Source organism: Allorhizobium paknamense, from assembly GCF_030815125.1.
GTDB lineage: Bacteria > Pseudomonadota > Alphaproteobacteria > Rhizobiales > Rhizobiaceae > Allorhizobium > Allorhizobium paknamense.
The window spans coordinates 715,875-737,854 of record NZ_JAUSWH010000001.1 but is presented as its reverse complement, the minus strand read 5'-3'; the positions used below and the strand labels follow the sequence as shown (position 1 = coordinate 737,854).

At 59.6% G+C, this 21,980-nt stretch carries 22 protein-coding genes and 1 pseudogene; 11 read left to right on the top strand and 12 right to left on the bottom strand.

From position 1 onward, the window contains the following. The 3 genes and pseudogenes from QO005_RS03495 to QO005_RS03485 all read left to right on the top strand — a co-directional run. On the top strand, window positions 1-137 hold a 137-nt coding region (locus QO005_RS03495; protein WP_307156601.1), incomplete at its 5' end, for a transposase. 222 nt (window positions 138-359) lie between these two features. Beyond that, entirely contained in the window at window positions 360-1,235 is an 876-nt protein-coding gene (locus tag QO005_RS03490; RefSeq protein ID WP_307156553.1) for an undecaprenyl-diphosphate phosphatase, read from the top strand. Continuing rightward, window positions 1,232-1,336: pseudogene (locus tag QO005_RS03485) on the top strand (invasion associated locus B family protein); the annotation flags it as partial. The gene QO005_RS03490 and the pseudogene QO005_RS03485, both read left to right, overlap by 4 nt. A gap of 149 nt (window positions 1,337-1,485) precedes the next feature. Here QO005_RS03485 and QO005_RS03480 read toward each other — a convergent pair. The 3 genes from QO005_RS03480 to QO005_RS03470 form a co-directional block, all read right to left on the bottom strand. Continuing rightward, window positions 1,486-2,241, bottom strand: a complete 756-nt coding sequence (locus QO005_RS03480) for an ABC transporter ATP-binding protein (protein ID WP_307156552.1) — start codon at window positions 2,239-2,241, stop codon at window positions 1,486-1,488. Beyond that, window positions 2,235-3,302, bottom strand: a complete 1,068-nt coding sequence (locus tag QO005_RS03475) for a FecCD family ABC transporter permease (protein WP_307156551.1) — start codon at window positions 3,300-3,302, stop codon at window positions 2,235-2,237. Before QO005_RS03475 ends, QO005_RS03480 begins: the two co-directional genes overlap by 7 nt. A gap of 325 nt (window positions 3,303-3,627) precedes the next feature. Then, window positions 3,628-4,764 carry an ABC transporter substrate-binding protein gene (locus tag QO005_RS03470; protein WP_307156550.1) on the bottom strand — a complete coding sequence of 379 codons (1,137 nt, stop codon included), beginning with the start codon at window positions 4,762-4,764 and terminating at the stop codon, window positions 3,628-3,630. Window positions 4,765-4,880: 116 nt separating this feature from the next. Here QO005_RS03470 and QO005_RS03465 point away from each other — a divergent pair, with 116 nt between their 5' ends. The 3 genes from QO005_RS03465 (at window position 4,881) to QO005_RS03455 (ending at window position 7,285) form a co-directional block, all read left to right on the top strand. Then, window positions 4,881-5,684: a class I SAM-dependent methyltransferase gene (locus QO005_RS03465; protein ID WP_307156549.1), complete on the top strand. Its 804-nt coding sequence runs from the start codon at window positions 4,881-4,883 to the stop codon at window positions 5,682-5,684. Window positions 5,685-6,377: 693 nt separating this feature from the next. Then, on the top strand, window positions 6,378-6,866 hold the full coding sequence (locus QO005_RS03460) for a GNAT family N-acetyltransferase (RefSeq protein ID WP_307156548.1): 489 nt from the start codon (window positions 6,378-6,380) through the stop codon (window positions 6,864-6,866). A 191-nt stretch (window positions 6,867-7,057) separates the two neighbouring features. Beyond that, a complete protein-coding gene (locus tag QO005_RS03455; RefSeq protein WP_307156547.1) occupies window positions 7,058-7,285 on the top strand; it encodes a hypothetical protein in 228 nt (75 codons plus the stop codon). Window positions 7,286-7,295: 10 nt separating this feature from the next. Here the strand turns inward: QO005_RS03455 and QO005_RS03450 are convergent, their stop codons facing one another. The 3 genes from QO005_RS03450 to QO005_RS03440 form a co-directional block, all read right to left on the bottom strand. Next, a complete protein-coding gene (locus tag QO005_RS03450) occupies window positions 7,296-8,204 on the bottom strand; it encodes a c-type cytochrome (RefSeq protein WP_307156546.1) in 909 nt (302 codons plus the stop codon). A 192-nt stretch (window positions 8,205-8,396) separates the two neighbouring features. Further along, window positions 8,397-8,849, bottom strand: coding sequence for a c-type cytochrome (locus tag QO005_RS03445; protein WP_307156545.1), 453 nt, complete (start codon window positions 8,847-8,849; stop codon window positions 8,397-8,399). Between the two features lie 300 nt (window positions 8,850-9,149). After that, window positions 9,150-10,025: a metallophosphoesterase gene (locus QO005_RS03440; RefSeq protein ID WP_307156544.1), complete on the bottom strand. Its 876-nt coding sequence runs from the start codon at window positions 10,023-10,025 to the stop codon at window positions 9,150-9,152. Between the two features lie 214 nt (window positions 10,026-10,239). Between QO005_RS03440 and QO005_RS03435 the strand changes: the two genes are divergently transcribed. After that, a complete protein-coding gene (locus QO005_RS03435) occupies window positions 10,240-10,767 on the top strand; it encodes a GNAT family N-acetyltransferase (RefSeq protein WP_307156543.1) in 528 nt (175 codons plus the stop codon). 236 nt (window positions 10,768-11,003) lie between these two features. Here the strand turns inward: QO005_RS03435 and QO005_RS03430 are convergent, their stop codons facing one another. Beyond that, a complete protein-coding gene (locus tag QO005_RS03430) occupies window positions 11,004-11,615 on the bottom strand; it encodes an FMN-dependent NADH-azoreductase (protein ID WP_307156542.1) in 612 nt (203 codons plus the stop codon). 82 nt (window positions 11,616-11,697) lie between these two features. On the opposite strand from QO005_RS03430, the gene QO005_RS03425 reads away from it, so the two are divergent. Then, entirely contained in the window at window positions 11,698-12,111 is a 414-nt protein-coding gene (locus QO005_RS03425; protein ID WP_307156541.1) for a winged helix-turn-helix transcriptional regulator, read from the top strand. Window positions 12,112-12,174: 63 nt separating this feature from the next. Here the strand turns inward: QO005_RS03425 and QO005_RS03420 are convergent, their stop codons facing one another. The 4 genes from QO005_RS03420 to QO005_RS03405 form a co-directional block, all read right to left on the bottom strand. Next, window positions 12,175-12,777, bottom strand: coding sequence for a superoxide dismutase (locus QO005_RS03420; protein WP_307156540.1), 603 nt, complete (start codon window positions 12,775-12,777; stop codon window positions 12,175-12,177). A gap of 154 nt (window positions 12,778-12,931) precedes the next feature. Beyond that, window positions 12,932-13,273, bottom strand: coding sequence for a YkgJ family cysteine cluster protein (locus QO005_RS03415; RefSeq protein WP_307156539.1), 342 nt, complete (start codon window positions 13,271-13,273; stop codon window positions 12,932-12,934). A gap of 8 nt (window positions 13,274-13,281) precedes the next feature. Next, entirely contained in the window at window positions 13,282-14,166 is an 885-nt protein-coding gene (locus QO005_RS03410; RefSeq protein WP_307156538.1) for a branched-chain amino acid aminotransferase, read from the bottom strand. After that, the gene (locus QO005_RS03405; protein WP_307156537.1) at window positions 14,163-14,405 is read right to left on the bottom strand and encodes a hypothetical protein; all 243 of its coding nucleotides are present in this window, start codon (window positions 14,403-14,405) and stop codon (window positions 14,163-14,165) included. The genes QO005_RS03410 and QO005_RS03405 overlap by 4 nt, the downstream gene beginning before the upstream one ends. 34 nt (window positions 14,406-14,439) lie before the next feature. On the opposite strand from QO005_RS03405, the gene QO005_RS03400 reads away from it, so the two are divergent. The 3 genes from QO005_RS03400 (at window position 14,440) to QO005_RS03390 (ending at window position 19,690) form a co-directional block, all read left to right on the top strand. Beyond that, window positions 14,440-16,362 (top strand): DUF3857 domain-containing transglutaminase family protein, encoded by a 1,923-nt coding sequence (locus tag QO005_RS03400; protein ID WP_307156536.1) that lies wholly within the window; start codon window positions 14,440-14,442, stop codon window positions 16,360-16,362. Between the two features lie 171 nt (window positions 16,363-16,533). After that, window positions 16,534-17,256 carry a hypothetical protein gene (locus QO005_RS03395; RefSeq protein ID WP_307156535.1) on the top strand — a complete coding sequence of 241 codons (723 nt, stop codon included), beginning with the start codon at window positions 16,534-16,536 and terminating at the stop codon, window positions 17,254-17,256. Window positions 17,257-17,452: 196 nt separating this feature from the next. Then, a complete protein-coding gene (locus QO005_RS03390) occupies window positions 17,453-19,690 on the top strand; it encodes a multicopper oxidase family protein (RefSeq protein ID WP_307156534.1) in 2,238 nt (745 codons plus the stop codon). Between the two features lie 78 nt (window positions 19,691-19,768). On the opposite strand, the gene QO005_RS03385 is transcribed toward QO005_RS03390, so the two are convergent. Beyond that, on the bottom strand, window positions 19,769-21,886 hold the full coding sequence (locus QO005_RS03385) for a S9 family peptidase (RefSeq protein WP_307156533.1): 2,118 nt from the start codon (window positions 21,884-21,886) through the stop codon (window positions 19,769-19,771). Between the last annotated feature and the right edge of the window lie 94 nt (window positions 21,887-21,980).

Below are 21,980 nucleotides of genomic sequence, written 5' to 3'. Positions count from 1 at the left end.
ATAGGCAGAGATGGGGCATTGAGAGCTTTTTTGCCAAGCTCAAGCAGTGGCGGCGTATCGCCACGCGATATGACAAACTCGCCGCCAACTTTCTCGGTTTCATTAAGCTCGCCAGCATAATGCTATGGATCAAATAACTAATTTGTCACTACAGCCTAGAGCATTTCAGTGTTTCCGTGAAACACTGAAATGCTCTAACTCTTTGTTTTCACGCATTTCCGGGCGCAAAACCGGTTCCCACTTTTCCTGGAAATGCTCTAATTCCAGCCAAAAATAAACCGAGGAAGATGTGGAAATTGTCTTCCTCCCGCCATGTTCCATGGTTCAAAACAGCCGGGTTGTTTTGAAGAGGTGGGAATATGACGGATGCCGCATGCGTGGTGGGCTCGGCCACCGGCTTTGTCGATCTGGGCTATGGCCAGACGGTGTTTCTGGGCGTGCTCCAGGGCATTACCGAACTGGTGCCGGTGTCTTCCAGCGCGCATATGCGCATCGTTCCGGCGCTGCTGGGCTGGCCGGATCCCGGTGCCGCCTTTTCCGCCGCCATGCAGATGGCGGCGCTGGTCGGGGTGGTCAGCTATTTCTGGCGGGATATTTACGGTCTGGCGTCCGGCTCCGTCACCGCCCTCAAGCGCCGGGATTTCGAGAGCTTCAGCTTCCAGCTCGTGCTGTGGATTGCCATCAGCACCATCCCGATCGTCATTGCGGGGCTTGCGCTCTCCCACAGTCTCAACAGCTGCGGGTCTCCGCTCAGAAGCATCTGGGCCGTCGGTCTGGCCTGTCTGGTCATGGGCCTGCTGCTGGCGGCCACGGAGATCCTGGCGAAACATCGCCGTTCCATGCCGGATGTGCGCCCGCTCGATCTGCTGCTGATCGGTCTTGCCCAGGCGGGTGCGCTCATCCCCGGCGTGTCCCGCTCCGGTGCGACGATTACGGCTGCGCTTTCGCTCGGTTTCAAGCGGGAGGAGGCGGCGCGCATTTCCTTCCTCCTCGGCCTGCCCGCCATCGCGCTTGCCGGGCTGAAGGAGCTGTGGGAACTGCACAAGCTGTCGCTGGATGGCCATGGCTGGGCACTGCTCGCCGTCGGCCTGATCGCAGGCGGCCTCTCCTCGCTCATCGCCATCTGGGGCCTGATGCGCTTCCTGGAGCGGTTCTCCACCTGGCCCTTCGTGATCTACCGCATCCTGCTGGGTCTCGCGCTGATCGCCGGTGCCGCTACGGGGCTGATTGTCTAGAGCATGATCCGACCGGAGCGAAGCGAGGACGATCAAGATTATGCTTCAAAAAGAAAGCCTTAGAGCGCCGATCTGATTCAATCAGATTGAAAAGCGCTCTAAGTGTTTCCGGGCGGAAGACCGGATTCCACTTCTCCTTTAGAACTCTAAAGCACGTTGCGGCTTATCAGCCTTATGCAACGTGCTTTACATTCTTGTTTTAACGCATGTCGTTATCGCAAAACCGCTGCACACTTTTGCGCGACATGCTCTAAACCAAAGCCCCGTCTACGATCACCTGCAACCGCCCCTGACTGCAAGGCTCTATGCGGGCATCGACACGGTAGGTGTCGCGCAGCAGGGCAGGGGTGATCACCGCCTGCGTCGGGCCGCTCGCCACCAGCCGTCCACCTGCCACCACCATGGTCTGGCTGCAATAGCGCAGGGCGTGGTTCAGGTCGTGGAGCGCAATCAGCACTGCCATGCCTTCGCTTTCGGCAATGCGGCGCATGAACTCCAGCACTTCGATCTGGCGGAAGAGATCGAGCGCAGAGGTCGGCTCATCCATCAGCAGCACATCCGGCTTGCGCACCAGCGCCTGTGCAATCGCCACCAGCTGCCGCTGCCCGCCGGAGAGCGCACCAAGATCGCGAAAGGCAAGGTCCGAAATCCGAAGCGCCTGCAAAAGCCGGTCGATCTCCGCCAGTTCGCCATCCGCCACGCGCCAGCCGCCGCCCTGCTTGGCGGCCAGCAGCACCGATTCATAAACAGTCAGCACGGCATTGGCGCCGGTATCCTGCGGCATGTAGCAGATGGGCCGGCGGCCCTCGCGCACATCCTCCACCACCACGGTACCGGGCCCGGCCAGAAGCCCGGCCATGCGCTTGAACAGCGTGGATTTGCCTGCCGCATTGGGGCCGATCAGCGCCGTCAATTCGCCGCCCTTCAGCCAGCCGGTGGAGATGTCTTCGAAGACGGCGGTGCTGCCGTAGCGGGCGCCGACCTTGTCGAGCTTCAGGCTTACCATGCGCGCCTCCGATTGGTGAAGATCAGCGAGAAGAAGAAGGGCACACCCACCAGTGCCGTGATGACGCCGATGGGCAGCACCGCGCCGGGAATGATCATTTTCGACACCACCGACGTGACCGAGAGCAGCAGCGCCCCGCAGATCACCGAGCCCGGCAGAAAGAAGCGCTGATCCTCGCCCACCAGCATGCGGGCGATGTGCGGCCCCACCAGACCGACAAAACCGATGGTGCCGACGAAAGAAACGGGAATGGCGGCCAGCAGGCTGACCAGCAGCATGGTTTCAAGTCGCAGCGCCCGCACATTGACGCCGAGACTGGCGGCCTTGTCGTCTCCCAGCCTGAGCGCCGTCAGCGCCCAGGCGCGGCGGGCAAAAAGCGGCAGGCAGACGAGGAGTACGGCGAAGGTGACGCCCACCTTGGTCCAGGTGGCCTTGGTCAGGCTGCCCATGGTCCAGAACACCACGGCGGCCAGCGCCTGTTCCGAGGCCAGATATTCCAGCAGCGACAACAGCGCGTTGAAGGTAAAGACCAGAGCGATGCCGAGCAGCACGATGGTTTCCACCGTCACGCCCCGGAGCGTCGAAACGCCGTAGATGAAGAGTGAGGCCAGCATGGCCATGATAAAGGCATTGACCGGCACCATGAACTGAATGGCCGCCGGAAATACCGCCACCCCCGCCACCAGCGCCAGCGCCGCGCCAAAACCGGCCGCAGCGGAAATACCGAGCGTGAAGGGGCTGGCGAGCGGATTGGCGAGAATGGTCTGCATCTGCGCCCCTGCCACCGAAAGACAGGCGCCAACGGTGACCGCCATCAGCGCAATCGGCATGCGGATATCCCAGATCACCACCCGAAGCTGGTTGCCCACCGTCTCCGGCTGAAAGATGGCGGATACGACCTGATCCAGCGAATAGCGCGCCGGGCCAAGCCCCATATCCATCGCAATGCTGACGAGCAGCAAAACGGTGAGCCCGATCAGGATCAGCACCCGCCGGGCCGTCAGCGCCCGATACTGGTTGCGCCCTTCGGCGAGCGCGGTTGTCTCGAGGGAGATCGCCATCAAAACACCTTTCTTGAAAACAGGGACAACCGGCCCTTGCGGGGCCGGTTGTGGTGATAGAGCGTTTCCTTGTTTCACGGAAACATTGAAACGCTCTAAATCTTTGTTTTTACGCATTTCCGGACGGAAAACCGTAACTGCACTTTCCTCGAAATGCTCTAGGGTGTGTGGGGATTCAGTTTTGGGTGAGGCGAAAACGGTGATTTTCGAGAACCGGAGCGGAGTGTACTTGAGTACATGAGCACCGGAAGCGCAGGAAATTACCGTTTGCAGCCCGCCCAAAGCTGAATACCCACACATCCTAGGGAAGCCGCAGGTTCTGGCCTCAGGTGCCGGATTTCAGCGAGACGAAATAGCCGCTGTGATAGTCTACCGGCAAGAAGCGCTGATGCAACTCCTGGAAGGTTTTTTCCGGATCGAGATCGGCGAAGAGTTGCGGATGCAGCCACTTGGCCATCTGCTGAATGGCGACGAACTGATAGGGATTGTTGTAGAACTGGTGCCAGATGGCGTGGACATTGCCGTCCTTCACCGCCTTGATATCGGTAAAGCCGGGGCGCTCCATCAGCTTGGCCAGCTTCTTCGTGGCCAGCGCCTTGTCCGCGCCGGGGCCGACGCCGACCCAGGCACCGCCCGGAACGTAAAGCTCCCAGTTGGCGCCGGTGACGATCACCTGATCCGGGTTGGAGGCAATGATCTGCTCCGGGTTCACCGTGCCGAAGGTGCCGGGAATGATGTCTTTCGCCATGTTGATGCCACCGGCGATCTCGACCATGCGGCCGAAATTCTCGTTGCCGAAGGACATGCAGCAGTCCTCGCTATAGCCACCGGCCCGCTCGATGAAGACGACCGGCTTCTTCAGATCCTTGGCCGAGGCCAGCCGGTCGGTCACCAGCCTGATCTGCTCGTCATGGAACTTGACGAATTCCTCGGCCTTCTCTTCCTTGCCGAACAGCTTGCCGATCAGGCGCATCGAGGGATCGGTGTTTTCCATCGCCTTTTCCCGGAAATCGACATAGACGACCGGAATGCCCACCTTGGCGAGCTTTTCGATATAGCCGCTTTCTTCGGTGGCGGATTTCGCATCGATATTCATGACGATGACATCCGGCTTCAGCGTCACCGCCTGCTCTATATCGAACGTGCCGTCCTTCATGCCACCGAAGGTCGGGATCTTCGCCATTTCAGGAAATTTCTTCAGGTAGATGTTGTAGCCGTCGAGATCGGCCTTCTGGAAATCATCCCGCCAGCCGACGATCCGCTTGAAGGGCGCGTCCTGATCCAGCGCACCGGTGAAATAAATCTGGCGGCCTTCGCCCAGGATCACCCGCTCTACCGGCACATTCACCTCCACCTCGCGGCCGGTGATGTCCTTGACCTTCACCTTCTCTCCCGCCATTGCCAGATGCGGCAGCGCCAGAAGCGACAGGGCAGCAGCGGCGGCCATTGCGCGGATGGTCATGAAACTGGTCTCCTTCAGTCATGTTTTTTGCTGCTCTAGAATTTTATGACTGTACGAGTCAACAAATATATTTTAGAAGGATTCCAAGTTAAAACAGGATGTTATAAGGAAAAACCATGTCCGGCGCGCAAGCTTTCGACAATTACGGCCTGCGGGAAGAGATTAAGGCCTACTGGTCCTTGCGGGCAGAAAGTTTCGACACGCAACCGGGGCATGAAATCTTCTCCGAATCCGAGCGCGCCGCCTGGCAGAGCCTGCTGCGCCGCCATCTGGGCCCGGGCGAGGGGCGTCGGGCACTGGATCTTGCTTGCGGCACGGCGGTGGTCTCCCATCTTCTCGATGATCTGGGTTTTGCCGTCACCGGCATGGACTGGGCGGAGCCGATGCTGGAGCGCGCCCGCGCCAAAGCGCAATCCCGGGGCCGGTCCATCCGCTTTTTCCTGGGCGATGCTGAAAACACGCTGGAGCCGGACGAAACCTATGACGTCATCACCAACCGGCATCTGGTCTGGACGCTGGTGGACCCGCTGGCCGCCTTTCGCGAATGGCGGCGGGTGCTGAAACCGGGCGGCAAGGTGTTGATCGTCGATGGTGATTTCGTCAATCCGGGACCGGTGGCGCGGCTGGCCAAAAAGCTTGGCCGATGGCTGGAGAGGCTGGGCTTTACCGATCCGCGCCCGCAAAACGGCCCCGGCGCGGTGATGAGCGAAACCCATGAGCGCATTCTCTCCCGCGTCTATTTCTCCGGCGGTGCACGCGCCGAGGCCGTGGCAGCATTGCTGGCGGAGGCCGGTTTCCGCAACATCAGCATCGATACCGACATGCGCGCCATCCACCGCACGCAGCGGCGCAATTTCAGCCTGCTGAAAGGGCTGGAGCGCGCCACCCAGCACCGCTACGCCATCTCCGCCGAACGCTGAACTGCGCGCCGCGCTATTGTCAGGAGGTGCTCTGAGCTTTTGTTTTACGCATTTGCGGACGGAAAACCGCGACGACACTTTTCTCGGGATAAGGCTCTAACAGCCTCTTTCTCCTTGCTGTCGTGCATCCGGTCACTACATCTTTAAGTTAATGTTCGAAAATAATGCTATCATAAGTTATTTACATTTGATAAGTTGTGAAACTGAAATTCAATCAAAAGGAGGTTGCATTCCGGGCGCCAACCCGTTTTTTCTCAGGATCACTCACGTCTTCCGGTTACAGCGCCGTGCGTTTTATCAAACGCACAAAGGACGCTGTAACGCTTTAAATTGCTGCATAATTTTAGCCTTAAATCGATTCCGCTTTGATTCCGCTTTAAGGAATTATGCAGTAAAACCGTGGCCGTGCACATCTCCGGTTCTGCCTGCCGTCTCTCAAAAGACGCGCAAACCGGGTGAGGCTCATGCTTGGAAGAATGCAGAGAGGCTTGACAATTCGGCGTGATCGCGCAATCCTCCCCGCATGATCACGACGCGCACCCTCATCTCCTGCACGTATTTTTGGGCCTACCTGTAGCGGGCGGCCAGACAGATCATCATGTCAACAGGCCGCCTTCAGGCGGTCTTGTTCTTCCAAAGCACGAGTTCTCCTGACGGCGGCCCTTAAAACAAGCAAGCCAAGGGACCTCGACAATGACTGAAGATACCGACATCACGCTGCCCCGGCCTCCGGTGGTTTCCATTCGCCACGCCCGCAAGGACGATCTGGCGGAGATCAATGAAATGATCGGCCTTCTGGCCGCTCATCAGGGCGATGCCTCTGAAATGACACCGGACAAGCTGCGCCGCGACCTGTTCGGCCCCATCCCGTGGATCACGGTGCTGGTGGCGGAAGGCGATGAGCAATTGCTCGGCTACGCCATCCTGGTGCCGCTCTACAGGGCGGCGGAAGCCCGCCGTGGCATGGATTTGCACCATCTCTTCGTGCGGGATGGCCATCGCGGCAATGGCATCGGCCAGCATCTCATCAGCCGTGCGCGGGATGTCGCCCGGCAGGCGGGCTGCGATTACCTCTCCGTCAGCGCCACCACGGGCAATTTCGCCGCCCATCGATTCTACGAGCAGATGGAGTTCAAGCCTCGCCCGGTCACCGGCATGCGCTTCCTGCAGGCGCTGGCGTGAGATCGTAAGGCCTCGCCTGGAAAGACGCTGTTATCCCAAGGGTTTGGCGGGGGAATGGCTGGCGCAAGCCATTCTCCTTACCTTAGGGCGCTCTATGCCTATGCTGCTACAGCGCCGTGCGCCATATATGGCGCACAAAGTTCGCTGTAGCGCTTTATATCTGCTGCATAATTCCTTGAAAGTGACCCCGAATGACCGTTGCCGAACAGCGGCGGATGGAAAGCACCATCCGCACGCTTCTGGAAAATCACCCTGATCCGGCGCTGCATCGCTGGTTGCGGGAAACGATCCGCACCTTTGAGCTGCGGCTGGCTGGCATTGTCGATCCTGCCGAGCGCGAGCAGGCGCGCCATGCCGCGCTGCTCTTGATCAAGACGACGCTGACCGAGTGGTCGCGCAACCCGCCGGTCCGGCAGTGATCGCGGCCACTTACTTCGCCGGAACTGCCTTGAGATAGGCGGCAATGGCGGCGCGGTCGGCGGCGGGCAGTTCCGCCATGTTTTTCTGCACCTCCACCATGGAGCCGCCGACACTGTCGAAATCCGGCGTGAAACCGGTTTCCAGATAGGAGGCGATCTCCTCCTTCGACCATTTGCCGATCTGTGGCGAACCGGGGGTGATGTCGGGGATACGGCCATCGCCTTCCGGGGCAGGACCGCCCGCCAGCCAGTCGGCCACCTTCAGCCCGCCCAGCATAGTGCGCGGCGTATGGCATTCACCGCAATGGCCGGGGCCTTCCACCAGATATTGTCCGCGCTTTATCTCTGCGTCTGCCGTGGCCAGATCCACGCGCGGCTTATCGCTGAAGAACAGCAATTTCCACCCGGTCAGCAAAAGCCGCTGGTTGAAAGGGAAGGAAAGGTCGTGCGGTTCGGAATCCATCGAGCTTTCTGGCAGGCTCTTGATGAAGGCGAAAAGATCCGCCACATCCTGCGGCTTCATCCGGGAATAGGATGTATAGGGAAAAGCGGGATAGAGATTTTCGCCCTCGCGGCCAATGCCGCGCGTCAGCGCATCCCCAAACTCGGCCAGCGTCCATTCGCCAATGCCCTGGCTGCTGGGGGAGATGTTGGGGGCGTGGAAGGTGCCGAACTGGGTTTTCAGCACCACGCCGCCGGACAGCAGCAGCCGCGCATCCCCGGTCGCGCCCGGGGCGGCATGGCAGCTGGAGCAGCCTCCGGCAAAAAAGATATGGCGGCCATTTTCGAGATTGGCCGGGCCGGTATTGGCCCACACGTCCGGAGCCTGCCGTTTCGGCGCAAGCGCAAAGGCCGCACCTGCCACTGCCACCCCTGCAACGAGAATGGCCACAATTCCCAGCGCCGCCTTGCTTGCCATGATCTGCTCCTCGCCTGCTGCCGGGGTGTCCAGAGCATTGTCCTAAGAAAAGTAGGAACCGGTTTTCTGCCCGGAAATGCGTAAAAAAGAAAAGGCAGGGGCGCTACTGCATAATTCCTTAAATCGGCATCGATTTAAGGATAAAATTATGCAGCAGATTTAAAGCGCTACAGCGCCCCTGCCGCAATGGCATCACCGCTTCAGGCGATAAAGCTGGTGGCACTCGCCGCAGGTGCCGCCAATGGATTTCAGCGCCGCGCCCACACCGGCCTGATCGGCAGGCATGCTGGCGAGCTGCGTTGCGGCTGCGGTTTCCAGCTTCTTGGCGTGGGCCTTGAAGTCATCCATGTTTTCCCAGATCTTCGGGCTTGCCTCGGTGTTGAAGCCGGTTTCGGAACCCTTCGGGAATTGCTCGGGGAAAGCCTTGGCCACGTCCTGCAAGGTGGTCAGCGAGGTTTTCACCACGGCGGCGTCATAGGGCTTTTCACCCTTGGCGATGGCGGCCAACTGGCCGAGCGCCCCGCCCGCCTTCTTCATCAGTCCCGCACGCACCACCTGCGGCTCGTCAGCGGCACCGGCCATGCTGGCCATGCCGATGCCAAGACAGAGGCCCGCCACGGCAAGCATCGTTCCCTTGAATCTCATCTCGCTCTCCCTTTTTGCCGGCGGTTCCGCCCGGACTGACACCACTCTTCAGGATCGAGCAGCCAAAGGCCGCCGCCCACATCGCAAACCATAGCAGGCCCTGGCTGAATTCCGCGCCTGCTCCCTCATCCATCGCGGCCAATTGCAGTCACATTATGGTGAAGCGCTCAAGCACGTTGCGGCTTATCAGCCTCATGCAACGGGCTTTACATTCTTGTTTTAACGCATGTCGTTCTCGCAAAACCGCTGCACACTTTTGCGCGACATGCTCTAACAAATTAACATGCTGATATGGCTCAGCTATCGGCCCGCGTTTGCCATATCCTGCCCTTCAGCCGGAAGGCGGTCAAGACGCATGCTATCCTGCCTGCCAAACCCTTCGACTTCCAAGGTACCAGGCCACAGAGTCAGGATGGCAAAGGCCGTCTCGGTATCGCCATCCACCATGCCCTTGAAGGTTACGAAGTCCACCGCGCCCAAACGCCCATGGCCGCCACGATGGTCATGGCCATTGAGATAGGCAATCGCCGCCGGGCTTTCGGCAATCGCCGCCGCCACGGCATCGCCGTTCCATAGGCAATGGTCACTGAAGGGATGCAGCGGATAATGCCCCAGCACCAGCGCCTTTTCCCCTGCCGCTTCGGCGGCGTTCAACTCGCCTTTCAGCCAGTGCAACTGTGTCTCGCTCACACCGGCATTCCAGTCATGGGCATTCAGGGCACCTTCTGCCCGCAGGCGGGCCAGCCAGCGGCGGGCTTCCTCGGCCTTTTCCGTGCCGGGCAGGGTGGCGAAGCTGGAAATCTCGCAGGTATCGAGCACGATCAGCCGCATGCCTTTGATGACCCGGCTATAAGAGGGCGCTGGCAGGCCCATCAGCGCATGCACCCGTTTGCGGGTTTCCAGGCTGACGGCAAAGTCATGATTGCCCGGCAGCAGCAGATAATCGTGGCGGCAGCGGCCAAACCGCTCCAGGGCAGCGGCAAAATGCTGTTCGCCCCGATCGATCAGATCGCCGAGCATCACCACCAGATCGAGATCGCGGCTGTTGAACAGATCGATGGCCTCATCCAGCTTTTCAAGGCTGTTGGCGAAATAGCGGTTCAACCGCGTATCCGGCGGCAGTTCGGCATATTGCGGATCGGCGATAATGCCGAGGCGGAGAAGGGGGTGCGTCATGTTTGCCGGGATATCTTGGGACTGATCGGGCCGATATGCGTTTCAATTCAAAGAAATTATGTTTTAGAGCGCTTTTCGATCTGATTGAATCAGATCGGCGCTCTAACATTTTATTTTTGAAGCATAATCTTGTCGATCCTCGTTTCACTCCGGTCGGATTATGCTCTAACGAGGCATATCGCTATCACATGACGGACCTATGAAGAGGACAGGGATGAGCCGCATCACCCTTCAGCCAATCCGGCGCAGCGACGGGCCGGATCTGGTGATCGCCAATCGCGAAAGCCGCGCCCATCACCGACCCTATGCCGATCCTTTTCAGGACATGGATGGATTTCACCTCTGGTACGACCAGCTGATCACCACGCCCACTGTCGCACTTCTGGCGCGCAATGCCTCGGAAGAGGGAGCAAAGGGCGGGATTGTCGGGGTCTTTACCTTTAGCCAGATCGCGCTTGGCAATTTCCGCAGCGCCTATCTCGGCTATTACGGCCAAGCCGCCTTTGCGGGCCGGGGATTGATGACGGAGGCGCTGAAGAGCGCGGTCGCCTATGCCTTCGAGGAACTGCGCCTGCATCGGATCGAGGCGAATATTCAGCCTGAAAATCACCGCTCCATCGCGCTTGCCAAACGCTGCGGCTTCGAAAAGGAAGGCTACTCACCGCTCTATCTGAAGATCGCCGGTGAATGGCGCGATCATGAGCGATGGACGAGACTGGCAAAAAACTCTGCCAGTCTCTGATCTTAAAGATTCTTTCGAACCTTTAGAGCATTTCAGTGTTTCACGGAAACACTGAAATGCTCTAACTCTTTGTTTTTACGCATTTCCGGGCGGAAAACCGGTTCCCACTTTTCCTGAAAATGCTCTACAGCGCCGTGCGCCATATATGGCGCACAAAGGTTCGCTGTAATGCTTTACATCTGCTGCATAATTTTATCCTTAAATCGATTCCGATTTAAGGAATTATGCAGTAGTCTTCAGGCAGCCTTCAGGCCTTCGATCGCGCTCTTGGCGCCATTGACGGCAGCGGCTTTGGCTTCGTCGCCCATGGAGACGCCTTCGGCGACCACGAATTCCAGATCGGTGATGCCGAGGAAGGTGAAGAGACCCTTCAGATAGGTTTCGGCATGTTCCAGAGCAGCAGCCGGGCCGGAGGAATAAACGCCGCCGCGCGCCAGCGCCACGATCACGCGCTTGCCGCCGCACAGGCCTTCCGGACCGTTGGCGCCGTATTTGAAGGTCTTGCCGGCCGCGCAGATGCGGTCGATCCACGCCTTGAGCTGGCTCGGAACGGTGAAGTTATAGAGGCCTGCGCCGATAACGATCACGTCGGAAGCCAGGAATTCTTCGAGAACGGCACCGCCCAGAGCGAGGTCAGCCTTGGTGGCTTCGTCGTTGCTGGCGTCGTAATTGCCCATGGCGGCTGCCAGTGTCAGGCCGGACAGGTGCGGGATCGGATTGGCTGCCAGATCACGATAGGTGACCTCGACGCCGGAAGCGCTGCTAAGCTTCGTGACGACGGCGGCGCTGAGATCGCGGCTGACGGAATAGGGACCGAGCACGCTGGAATCGAGATGCAGAAGTTTCATGGCCTTTACCCTTCCTGTGTGGTATAAAAGGAATACCGGGACACTTATGGGAACCGGTGGAACCACGCAAGGAGGCACATTGATGGAACCCGGTTACAACGATGTGACTGAACACCTTGAAAAACACCGGTTTTCCGGGGAATTCAAAGGACGGTGCCACACCGTCAACAGCGTGTTGACGCGCATCGGCGATAAATGGAGCGTATTGACCGTTATGCTGCTGGCCGATGGCCCTTGCCGCTTCAACGAACTGAAGCGCCGCATCGGCGATATTTCCCAGCGCATGCTGACGCTGACCCTGCGCGGGCTGGAGCGCGACGGTCTGGTGAGCCGCACCATCTATCCCACCATTCCGCCCCGGGTGGAGTATGAACTGACCGATCTCGGCCATTCGCTGCGCGAACCGGTGGAGGCGCTCGGCAAATGGGCCTTCGACCACCACGACCGCATCGCCCGCGCCCGTGCGGTCTATGACCAAAACAATCCGGAAACGTAAGCCAGAAACGAAAAAAGCCCGGCGCGTTTCCGCGGCCGGGCTTTCATCCCTGATGAAGCGCGCTTACTTGGTGGCGGCTTCGTACATTTCCAGAACGTAATCCCAGTTGATCAGGCTGTCCACGAAGGCTTCCAGATATTTTGGGCGGGCGTTGCGGTAGTCGATATAGTAGGAATGTTCCCAGACATCGACGCCGAGAATCGGGCTTGCGCCGTGAACCAGCGGGTTTTCGCCGTTCGGGGTCTTGGAGATTTCCAGCTTGCCGTTCTTGACGGCGAGCCATGCCCAGCCGGAACCGAACTGCGTGGTGCCAGCGGCAACGAAATCGGCCTTGAACTTGTCATAGCCGCCGAGATCGGAATCGATGGCAGCCTGCAGCTTGCCCGGCAGCTTGTTGCCGCCGCCGTCCTTCTTCATCCACTTCCAGAAGTGGATGTGGTTGTAATGCTGGCCGGCATTGTTGAACAGGCCGGCATTCTTGCCGTAGGACTGCTTGACGATCTCTTCCAGCGAAAGGCCTTCGAGACCGCTGTCCTTCAGCAGGTTGTTGCCGTTGGTGACATAGGCCTGGTGATGCTTGTCGTGGTGGAATTCCAGCGTTTCAGCCGACATGAACGGCGCAAGCGAGTCGTAGGCGTAAGGAAGTTCGGGAAGTTCGAAAGCCATTTTAGTATCTCCTCTTGGCTCGAAGCGGAAAGGTGAGGTGGCTGGAACATAGGAGGCCAGCGCCAAGGAGGCAACGCCCCGAAGCGCTAATTTTGTTCCATGCGGGAAACTTTTGTTTTGTCAAAATTCACCGCAGCGCCGGTTTGTTCCACGCTCACGTCCACCAGGCTTCCGGCTCCGGCAGATCGTCCACCGCAAAGCCCAGCGCCTTGCGCGCCATGCGGCATTCCGGGTCGCCGGGCATGCAATCGCGGCACACCTGCGGGCGCACGGCATAGACGCCGCAGCCCACATGCTTGCCTAGTTCGCCGGTGAGAGCGGCGCAGCGGCCGTTTTCGAATTTCATGCCGCTTTCATCCGCCGCCACGAATTTTGCCGGTATGGCGGCAAGCTGCGCCTCGCTTTCCAGCGAAAAGCGCGGCCAGTCCGCCTGATAGGCGCAGCAGGCGCCGCAGGTCTGGCAATCGAAAATCTCGGGCGGCGATGTTTCCAGCATGGATCCCGTCAAAGCGTGTCGCGCGGGCTCCGCGCAAAATTCATGTAGAGCTCCAGCGCCTTGCGCGCAACCGGTCCCTCCTGATAGGTGCGCCCATCCAGCTGTGATACCGGCGCCACCTTGGAGAAATTGCCGGTGGTGAAGACCTCATCCGCCTCAAGAAAATCCTCCACCGAAAGCGTCGCCTCCCGCACGTCGAAGCCCGCATCCTTCAAGAGGCCGATGACGCGGGCCCGCGTAATCCCTGCCAGGAAGGTGCGGTTGGCGGCGGGCGTCAGCACCACGCCATCTTTCACCATGAACACGTTGGAGGAGGCGGTTTCCACCACATTGCCGTTCAGGTCGCGCACCAGCGCGTTGTCGAAGCCGCGACCGCGCGCCTCCAGGATCATCCGTCCGGAGTTGGGATAGAGGCTGCCGGTCTTCGCTTCGGTCATGGCGCATTCCGGCGAGGGGCGGCGGAAGGGAGAAACGGTGAGGCTGTGCGGCTTGGCCGTGTGCATCGGCGCCTCGAACAGGCAGAGCGCAAAACGGGTGCTGTCCGGATCGGCCGCCACCACCGAGCCCGGCGCGCCATGTTCGGCCCAGTACATCGGCTTGATGTAGATTGCCGTCTTGCCGTCGAAGCGGGCAATCCCCTCCCAGGCCAGCCGCTCGATCTCCTCCGGCTGCATGGTCGGCGCCATGCCGAGATTGCGGGCCGAGCGGTTGATGCGCTGGCAGTGCAGGTCGAGATCGGGCGCGACGCCGTCGAACCAGCGTGCGCCGTCGAACACGGTGGAGCCCAGCCACATGGCATGCGATACCGGCCCGATCAGCGGCGGATTGCCCGCCAGCCATTCTCCTTCAACCCAGGTCCAGGTGGGGGTGCGGGCGGATGTATCGACGGTCATGGTCTGCTCCCTTCAATTGCATGCACCGCAGAAACACCCCTGCCGGAGGCAAGGTCAAGCGGAAAGTGGCAGCCGGTCACAAATGTTTCATCCAGCCCGGCTGCACATCGCCTCAATTGCGGAAAATCTTGGGGTTTCAACAGCTTGATGAATGGATTGATCAGTTTTGGTGATGGTTTTCCGGTCGCCCCCCGCTGCCGCCGCCACAAATTTGCCAAGCTTGCTTCGGCAGATTTCATCAGTCCCAAATCCTCCTTTTCAAAGGGTGATCTCATGCCGCGTTTTCACCCTTGCCGCGCCCTGCCATCGCTGTTGTTCGCCATTCTTCTGGGGGCTTCCGGCTCTGCCGTGGCGGCGGCGGAGGGGCGCAAGGCCGATGAGGGCAATCACGTCGTCTGGTCCTACGATATTCACGGCGACCAGACCTTTGACCTCACCGAAACCCTGGACGTGCAGCCGGTGCCGGCAGGCGGGCTTGCCGGCAAAAGCCAGTATGAGTTCAGCTTTCAGCCGGAAAACCAGAAGCTGGAGGTGGCAGAGGCCTGGGTCGTCACCGCAGGCGGCCAGAAGCTGACGGTGCCTGCCTCCGATATCTTCATCCGCCCCTCGCAGCAGGCCCGCGATATGCCCGGCTTCACCTCCGAGCAGACGATGAGCGTGATTTTCCCGCAGGTTTCCCCGGGGGCGAAGGTGCATCTGGTCTGGCACTTCCAGCAGGCCAAGCCGGGGCTTTTCGGCATCAATATGGTGCTGGGTGCCCTGACGCTCGGCGCACTGCATGCCATGGACGTGCATATTACGGTGCCGCAGTCGGTGCCTCTGCGCTATTATGCCGATCCCGGTGTAAAGGTCGAGGACACGCAATCCGGCGATCTTCGCCATATCGACGCCGCCTTCCGGGATATTCCGGCGCTGCGCGTGCCCTATGGCAGCATCAACACGCTCGAATATCGCCCGAAATTCATGGCGACGACGCTCACGAGCCTCACGGAGTACGGCGCTCGTATCGTCGGCCTTCGCCCGCCGCCGCCCTCGAAGGAAACCACGGCGGCGCTGGAGGGATTGGTCACCCGCATCGCCGGGGGCAAGAAAGGGCTGGAGGCGGCGGCCGCCATTCACGGCTGGATTCAGCAGAACATTGCCTACAAGGCCATTTTCCTCAATGCGAATGACGGCTGGGTCGAGCATTCCGTCGACAAGATCCTTGCCAACGGCTTTGGCGATTGCAAGGATCAGGCCGCCCTCATGCAGGCCTTGCTGGCGGTCAAGGGCATCCGCTCCGAACCGGTCGTGGTCAATTGGGGCGACAAATACACGCCCTATCCGCTGCCGCTGCCAATCCAGTTCAATCATGTCATTCTCTACCTGCCGGATTACGATGTCTTCGATAATCCCGATGATCAGCAGGCGGCCTTCGGCGCGCTGAACGAAAGCATTCTCGGCAAGCAGGGCGTGGTGCTGAGTTCACCCAGCCGCGTCATCACCCTGCCGCAGGCGAAACCGGATGATTTCACCATCCAGGACAAGGCCCGGCTGAATATCGATGCCAACGGCAACCTCGCGGGGGCCGCCGTTCTCACCATCTCGCAGCCCATGGCGCCAAGTTATCGCGGCATTTTCATCAAGGGCGAGCCGCAGACCTATCTGGAAAACATCCTGACCGCCAATGGTCAGCTTGGGGAGGGCAGGTTCATCCGCGAGGAGCCGAAGGACTGGCACGATCCCCTGACGCTGACCGCCAGCTGGGTCACCCATGATTATGTCGATCTCACCGAACCGGACATCTTCCTGCCGCTCACCGGCGGGTTCGATCCGAATTATCTGACGCGGTTCGCCTTTCTGGTGCGCCCGGATGTGACGACCGCGCCGATCATGGTGAATGCCGTTCATCTCTCCTGGCATTTCGATATTCCGCTGCCGCCCGGCACATCCGTCAAGCGCCTGCCGCAGCCGGTGCATGTTGCAACACCGGCGGGCCATTTCGATATGGAGGTGAAGGAGGATCAGGGCCTGATCACCGTGACGCGGGATTTCGTCTCGAACCGCGTCTTCTATGGTCCTCGAGATTATCCTGAGATCCAGCCGGTGCTGACGGCAGCGGTCAAAGCCGGCCGCGCCTTCGCCGTGCTGCAGCACGCTGCCGCAAAGAACTTTGTCGAGAGCACGGCCTCGAACGCTCTGGCGACTGGCAAGTAGAGCGAGATCCCGGAATTTCCCCGGCTTGCATCGCCCTAAATCCCTTCGCCTGCTTGTTTAGCCGTGGAAAACATTCCCCCTGCGTCACTTTAGGGTTGTTGTTCCCTACAACAATCCCCATGATTGTCCTGCGATTCGTCAAAGAGCGAATGATCGGTCAGAGGGGACAACATGTTTTTTACGTCGAGACGGGAAATCATGGTGTGTGGCGTGATGCGCTCCGGCACCAACCTCGCCAAGCATATCATTACCGGCCACAGCCGCTGCACGGTGGTTTTCAACAAATACTGGTGGAAGCACGCGCCGTTTCCCTTCCTGCAACGGCCCGGAGAGCGGTATGATCACAAGCGCTTTGCCGTGATCATCAAGGACCCGATCCACTGGACGCGGTCCATCTACAATTATTATGCCTCCAAATCCGCCTATGGCGTCGATGGCAAGGACTATTCGGATTTCATCCGCAGCCCCTTCGTGCTGAAGGATGATTCCAAATACAGCATTTCCCCGGCTTATCGCTTCGAAAACCCGTTAAGCTACTATAATCAGTTCTATCTCTCCTACCTTTCGGTAGAAGCGCGGCTGAACATCAAGCTGTTGCGCTACGAGGACATGGCGCAAAATCCCGAGGCTTTCCTGGAGCAGATGGTTCTGCCCAAGGAGCGGCTGCCGGGCGCGGTCACGGTGCCGGAACAGCCGGTACGCCCCTCCAGCGACCGCCGCAAGACAAAGTTCGATGAAGGCCAGCCCAGCGCTTATCCCGAGGTGAGCAAGGCCGATTTCGATTTCATCTCCGCCGAAACCGACACGGATCTGCTGATGCGATTCCATTATCTGGAACACCGCCCGGCACCCGCCCGCCGCCTGGAAGTGGTGCGCAACGCCGCCAGGGTATAAACCAAGGCATCCTCGAGCCTTGGTAGCATTGCAAGGTCAATGAGGGGCATGAGCGTCTTTGCGCAGTAGAGCACTTCAGCGATCTCCGCCAACGGGCACATACAACCAAAAATGGCCGAATGCACTTTAAAATTTATGTTCGGCAAGTGTGCAATCAAGGATAAATTCCCCGCATTGTTTAATCGGGGGATTTACAATGACGAAACGATCACCCTGGTCCATCGGGGCCAGCTTTTCCATGGCTGCGCTCCTGGCATCCCAGGCTGTTGCCGATGACGTCCGGCTTCCATCTCTGGACAACAGCTTTGCCAATCCGCCTGTTCTCGGGCAATCGAAGCAGCCGGTAAAGGGCACGCTGCTGCAGCCTTTCAATACGCCTTTTTCGGCAAAGCTTTTATCGCAGCCCGGTGCTTCAGCAAATCCGGTCATCAGGCCGCATGCCGGTCGCGAGCAAGTGCTGGACCTGAAGGTTACCTACACCGACGGCTGGATTCGCAATCCGTCGGCGGAAGGCACGCCTGAGAAGGCGTTCGACAGGGTCAGGCTGCGCAGCTACCAGGGCACCTCCGTCGATCCGCAATATCCCTTTATTGCGCCGACCATCGAGGTCATGCCCGGCGATACGGTGCGTGTGCGGCTGGACAACCAGCTTCCGCAGGACACAAGCTGCACCGACGCCGATACCAGGCCGGATGTTCCGCACTGCTTCAACGGTACGAACCTGCATAGCCATGGCTTGTGGGTAAGCCCGACCGGCAATAGCGACAATGTGCTGCTCTCGATCAATCCCGGTGTCAAATTCGAGTATGAATACAATATTCCCGCCGACCATCCGGCGGGCACCTTCTGGTACCATCCGCATCGCCACGGTTCCACCGCCATCCAGGTGGGCAGCGGCATGGCGGGGGCACTGATCGTGCGAGGCGACAGGCCGCCCACCGCCGAGGCGAATGGCGATCTGGATACGCTGCTGAAACCCTTCCAGGAGCGGCTTCTGGTGTTTGAGCAGATTCCCTATGCCTGCCTTGATAAGGATGGCAAACTCAAATATAAGTACAAGGAAGATAAAGATAAAAAGGCCTATGTCATCGACTGGAGCTGCGCCCCGAATGAAGTGGGAGAGGTGATCTCCTATGAGCAGTTCGGGCCGAGTAGCTGGACCGACTCCGGCCGCTTCACCACGGTGAACGGACGGGTGCGCCCCGTTTTCACCGATGGTGTCGCTGGCCAGACCGAGCGCTGGCGGCTGGTGCACGCCGGTGTGCGTGACACGATCAAGATCCAGTTCCGCAAAGCCGTGGGGCCAGATCTCCTCGCTCAGGAAAAGACACTGACCGCCGCCAATGAAGAGCGCTTCATCGCCCAGTTCTGCCTTGGAGACCCGGTGCCCTATGTCGTTGCCGCTTCGGATGGTCTGACGATGGCCGAGGGGCAGCCGCGCACGGATATCACCCTTCAGCCCGGTTACCGCAACGATCTCCTGGTGAATTTTCAGGAGGAAGGCCTCTATTGTGTGATCAATCCGCCGGAAAAGGCAGCCGACAGTGTCACCCGCAGCGATACCGAGAGGTCGGTTCTGGGCTTTGTCCGCATCGGCAAACAGAGCGTTGCGGTTCCCGCCGTGCCTTCCGTCGTCAACGGCAAGCCGGTTGAGGCCATCCGGGAGCAATTGCTGGCCAGCGCTGAGCGGGCACCCGGCTACACGCCGGATATCAGGCAACAGGTGCAGCGGGATCTGAAAGATGGCTTCAAGCTCAGCCGCTTCGTGCCGCATCCCACCATTACCGATGCAGAAGTAGAGGGGCAGCCCAAGCAGAATCTGGTCTTCTTCATTGGCCAGGGGCTTAATAAAGGCGGACCGGCGACCTTCAATGTCGGCAAGAGCTTCAATGTGGTGCAAACACCGCTTGGAACCTATGCCCCGCAAGGTGCGCGGCCCTATCAGCCGGATGTGGTGGACCGAAAGCTGGTTCTGGGGACAGCGCAGGAGTGGGAATTGCGATCTTACCTCGCCAGCCATCCCTTCCATATCCACGTCAACCCGTTCCAGATCGTCAAGATTCTCGATCCGCTGGGGAATGATGTCAGCGCGCCGGACGCCAAGGAGGCGGATGAAAGCGTTTCCCAATATGCCGGGCTGAAAGGTGTCTGGAAGGACACGCTCTGGGTCAAAAGCAATGTCAATTCACCGCTGACAGCCATCGATGCTGCCTATATCAACGGCACGCTCGGCAAGGAGTCGATTGTGCCGGAAGCCACTCCGCAGAGTATCTACCGCATCTTTATCCGCACCCGCTACGAGCGTTATATCGGCGAATTCGTGCTGCATTGCCACATCCTCGATCATGAAGACCAGGGCATGATGGAGAATGTCTCGATCGGCGTGCCTGACGGCAGCGGCGGCCTTGCCACGGCCCATCACCACGGTGGTTAAAAAAGAGGTTCAGCGATACCTCTGGCCCTGAAGCATGATCCGGCCCCCCTGTTTTGCAGGCGGGCCGGATCGTTTTCCTTACATCTTGCCCGCCACCTTTATGGCGAAGGCGTATTCGAAGGCCACTTCCTCAAGTCGCTGGAAACGGCCGGATTTGCCGCCATGGCCTGCCGCCATGTTGGTCTTCAGCAGATAAGGCCCGGCTTCCGGGGCTTTTTCCCTCAGCTTCGCCACCCATTTCGTCGGCTCCCAATAGGTCACGCGCGGATCGGTGAGGCCGGAAAGCACCAGCATGGGCGGGTAGGGCTTTGCCGCCACATTGTCATAGGGGCTGTAGGCGGCAATCCAGCGATATTCCTCTTCCGACTCGATGGGATTGCCCCATTCCGGCCATTCCGGCGGGGTCAGCGGCAGGGTGTCGTCCAGCATGGTGTTCAGCACATCCACGAAGGGCACGGCGGCGATGATGCCGCCGAATTTTTCCGGCGCCATATTGGCCACCGCCCCCATCAGCATGCCACCGGCCGAGCCGCCCTCGGCGATGATGTTTTCGTAAGACGTGAAGCGCTCCCGAACCAGATGATCGGCGGCGGCAATGAAGTCCTTGAAGGTATTCACCTTCTTCTCCATCTTGCCGTCTTCATACCATTGGAAGCCCTTGTCCTTGCCGCCGCGGATATGGGCGATGGCATAGACGAAGCCGCGATCCACCAGCGAGAGGCAGGAAGTGTTGAAGCCCGCCGGAATGGTGATGCCGTAGGCGCCATAGCCATAGAGCAGGCAGGGGGCGGAGCCGTCCAGCGCCACATCCCTGCGGTAAAGCAGGGTCACCGGCACATCCTCGCCATCATGCGCCTTGGCAAAGACCCGCCGTGTCACATAATCCTCCGGATCATGGCCGGAAGGCACTTCCTGGGTCTTGAGCAGCACCCGTTCGCGGGTCGCCATGTTGTAGTCGAACAACTGGCTCGGCGTCGTCATCGAGGAATAGGAAAAGCGGATGACATCCGTGTCGTATTCCGCCGCGCCTTGCAGCCCCAGCGAATAAGCCTCTTCCTTGAAGGCAATCGCGTGTTCCTCGCCGCTTTTCCGGTCGCGGATCATGATGACCGGCAGGCCCTCGCGCCGCTCCAGCCAGACGAGGTGGCGGGCAAAGGCCATGTGCGAGAGAATGAGCCGGCCCGGCTCATGCGGCACCACTTCTATCCAGTTTTCCTTGCCCGGTGCCGAGACTGGCGCTTCCATGATCTTGAAATCCTTGGCGCCGCCGTCATTGGTCAGGATGTAGAAAACATCGCCGCCCTCGGTCATGGAATATTCCACGCCTTCCTCGCGCTCGGCCACCAGCATCGGTTCGGCCAGAAGATCCTTCGTGGAAATCAGCCGGTATTCCGAGGTCTCATGGTCGTGGATGTCGATATAGATGACATCATCCAGCAGGGAGCCGCCGACCCCCATGAAGAAACCCGGATCCTTTTCCTCATAGACCAGCCGGTCAGCGGATTGTGGCTCACCGATGATGTGGTGGAAAACCTTGGACGGGCGGTGGTTCTCGTCCTGTAGCGTGTAGAAAAAGCTCTTGCCATCCGGTGCCCAGACACCGCCGCCTACGGTGTTTTCCAGCACATCCGGCAGGTCCTGCTTGCTGGCGAGATCGCGGATGCGCAGCGTGAAATATTCCGACCCCTTGTCGTCATAGCCCCAGATGCCGAGGCTGTGGTCGCCGGAACTGTCGATGCCGGACAGGCGGAAATAATCCTTGCCCGCGGCTTCCCTGTCGCCATCCAGCAGCACGTCGCGCAGGCTTTCGTCCGCGACATCGCCATCGCGCGGAATGCGGAAATAGCGCGGTTGTTCGCCGCCCGTCACATAGGCCGAGCCATAGGCAAAGGGGCCGTCCTTCACGGGAATGGAGCTGTCATCCTCCTTGATGCGGCCTTTCATTTCGGCAAACAGCGTCTTCTGCAGCGCCGCCGTATCGCCCATCGCCGCTTCCATATAGGCGTTTTCCGCCTCCAGCACCTTGCGGATCTCGGGGTCGAGGATCGAGGTATCCTTGAACATCTGCTGCCAGTTCTCGGCGCGCAGCCAGGCATAATCATCGCTGCGGGTGATGCCATGGCGGGTATCGCTCACCGGCTTGCGGGCAATGGCGGGCGGGGTGGGCAGGCCGGTAAACAGAGGCTTGTGTGACAAGGCATATCTCACTGGTTGGGCATGGAATTACGTTCAGAGATAGTCCCCACCGAGGGGGCATTCAAGCCAAAATGGCCGTCATCACAAAAGCGGG

What these genes read in the sequence shown, in the direction of transcription:
- QO005_RS03395 (WP_307156535.1), top strand. Translation starts at nt 16,534, where the DNA reads ATGTTTTTTACGTCGAGACGGGAAATCATGGTGTGTGGCGTGATGCGC.
- QO005_RS03430 (WP_307156542.1), bottom strand. Translation starts at nt 11,615, where the DNA reads ATGAAACTTCTGCATCTCGATTCCAGCGTGCTCGGTCCCTATTCCGTC.
- QO005_RS03425 (WP_307156541.1), top strand. Translation starts at nt 11,698, where the DNA reads ATGGAACCCGGTTACAACGATGTGACTGAACACCTTGAAAAACACCGG.
- QO005_RS03405 (WP_307156537.1), bottom strand. Translation starts at nt 14,405, where the DNA reads ATGAAATCTGCCGAAGCAAGCTTGGCAAATTTGTGGCGGCGGCAGCGG.
- QO005_RS03475 (WP_307156551.1), bottom strand. Translation starts at nt 3,302, where the DNA reads ATGGCGATCTCCCTCGAGACAACCGCGCTCGCCGAAGGGCGCAACCAG.
- QO005_RS03450 (WP_307156546.1), bottom strand. Translation starts at nt 8,204, where the DNA reads ATGGCAAGCAAGGCGGCGCTGGGAATTGTGGCCATTCTCGTTGCAGGG.
- QO005_RS03390 (WP_307156534.1), top strand. Translation starts at nt 17,453, where the DNA reads ATGACGAAACGATCACCCTGGTCCATCGGGGCCAGCTTTTCCATGGCT.
- QO005_RS03490 (WP_307156553.1), top strand. Translation starts at nt 360, where the DNA reads ATGACGGATGCCGCATGCGTGGTGGGCTCGGCCACCGGCTTTGTCGAT.
- QO005_RS03465 (WP_307156549.1), top strand. Translation starts at nt 4,881, where the DNA reads ATGTCCGGCGCGCAAGCTTTCGACAATTACGGCCTGCGGGAAGAGATT.
- QO005_RS03460 (WP_307156548.1), top strand. Translation starts at nt 6,378, where the DNA reads ATGACTGAAGATACCGACATCACGCTGCCCCGGCCTCCGGTGGTTTCC.
- QO005_RS03455 (WP_307156547.1), top strand. Translation starts at nt 7,058, where the DNA reads ATGACCGTTGCCGAACAGCGGCGGATGGAAAGCACCATCCGCACGCTT.
- QO005_RS03480 (WP_307156552.1), bottom strand. Translation starts at nt 2,241, where the DNA reads ATGGTAAGCCTGAAGCTCGACAAGGTCGGCGCCCGCTACGGCAGCACC.
- QO005_RS03400 (WP_307156536.1), top strand. Translation starts at nt 14,440, where the DNA reads ATGCCGCGTTTTCACCCTTGCCGCGCCCTGCCATCGCTGTTGTTCGCC.
- QO005_RS03410 (WP_307156538.1), bottom strand. Translation starts at nt 14,166, where the DNA reads ATGACCGTCGATACATCCGCCCGCACCCCCACCTGGACCTGGGTTGAA.
- QO005_RS03435 (WP_307156543.1), top strand. Translation starts at nt 10,240, where the DNA reads ATGAGCCGCATCACCCTTCAGCCAATCCGGCGCAGCGACGGGCCGGAT.
- QO005_RS03420 (WP_307156540.1), bottom strand. Translation starts at nt 12,777, where the DNA reads ATGGCTTTCGAACTTCCCGAACTTCCTTACGCCTACGACTCGCTTGCG.
- QO005_RS03445 (WP_307156545.1), bottom strand. Translation starts at nt 8,849, where the DNA reads ATGAGATTCAAGGGAACGATGCTTGCCGTGGCGGGCCTCTGTCTTGGC.
- QO005_RS03415 (WP_307156539.1), bottom strand. Translation starts at nt 13,273, where the DNA reads ATGCTGGAAACATCGCCGCCCGAGATTTTCGATTGCCAGACCTGCGGC.
- QO005_RS03470 (WP_307156550.1), bottom strand. Translation starts at nt 4,764, where the DNA reads ATGACCATCCGCGCAATGGCCGCCGCTGCTGCCCTGTCGCTTCTGGCG.
- QO005_RS03440 (WP_307156544.1), bottom strand. Translation starts at nt 10,025, where the DNA reads ATGACGCACCCCCTTCTCCGCCTCGGCATTATCGCCGATCCGCAATAT.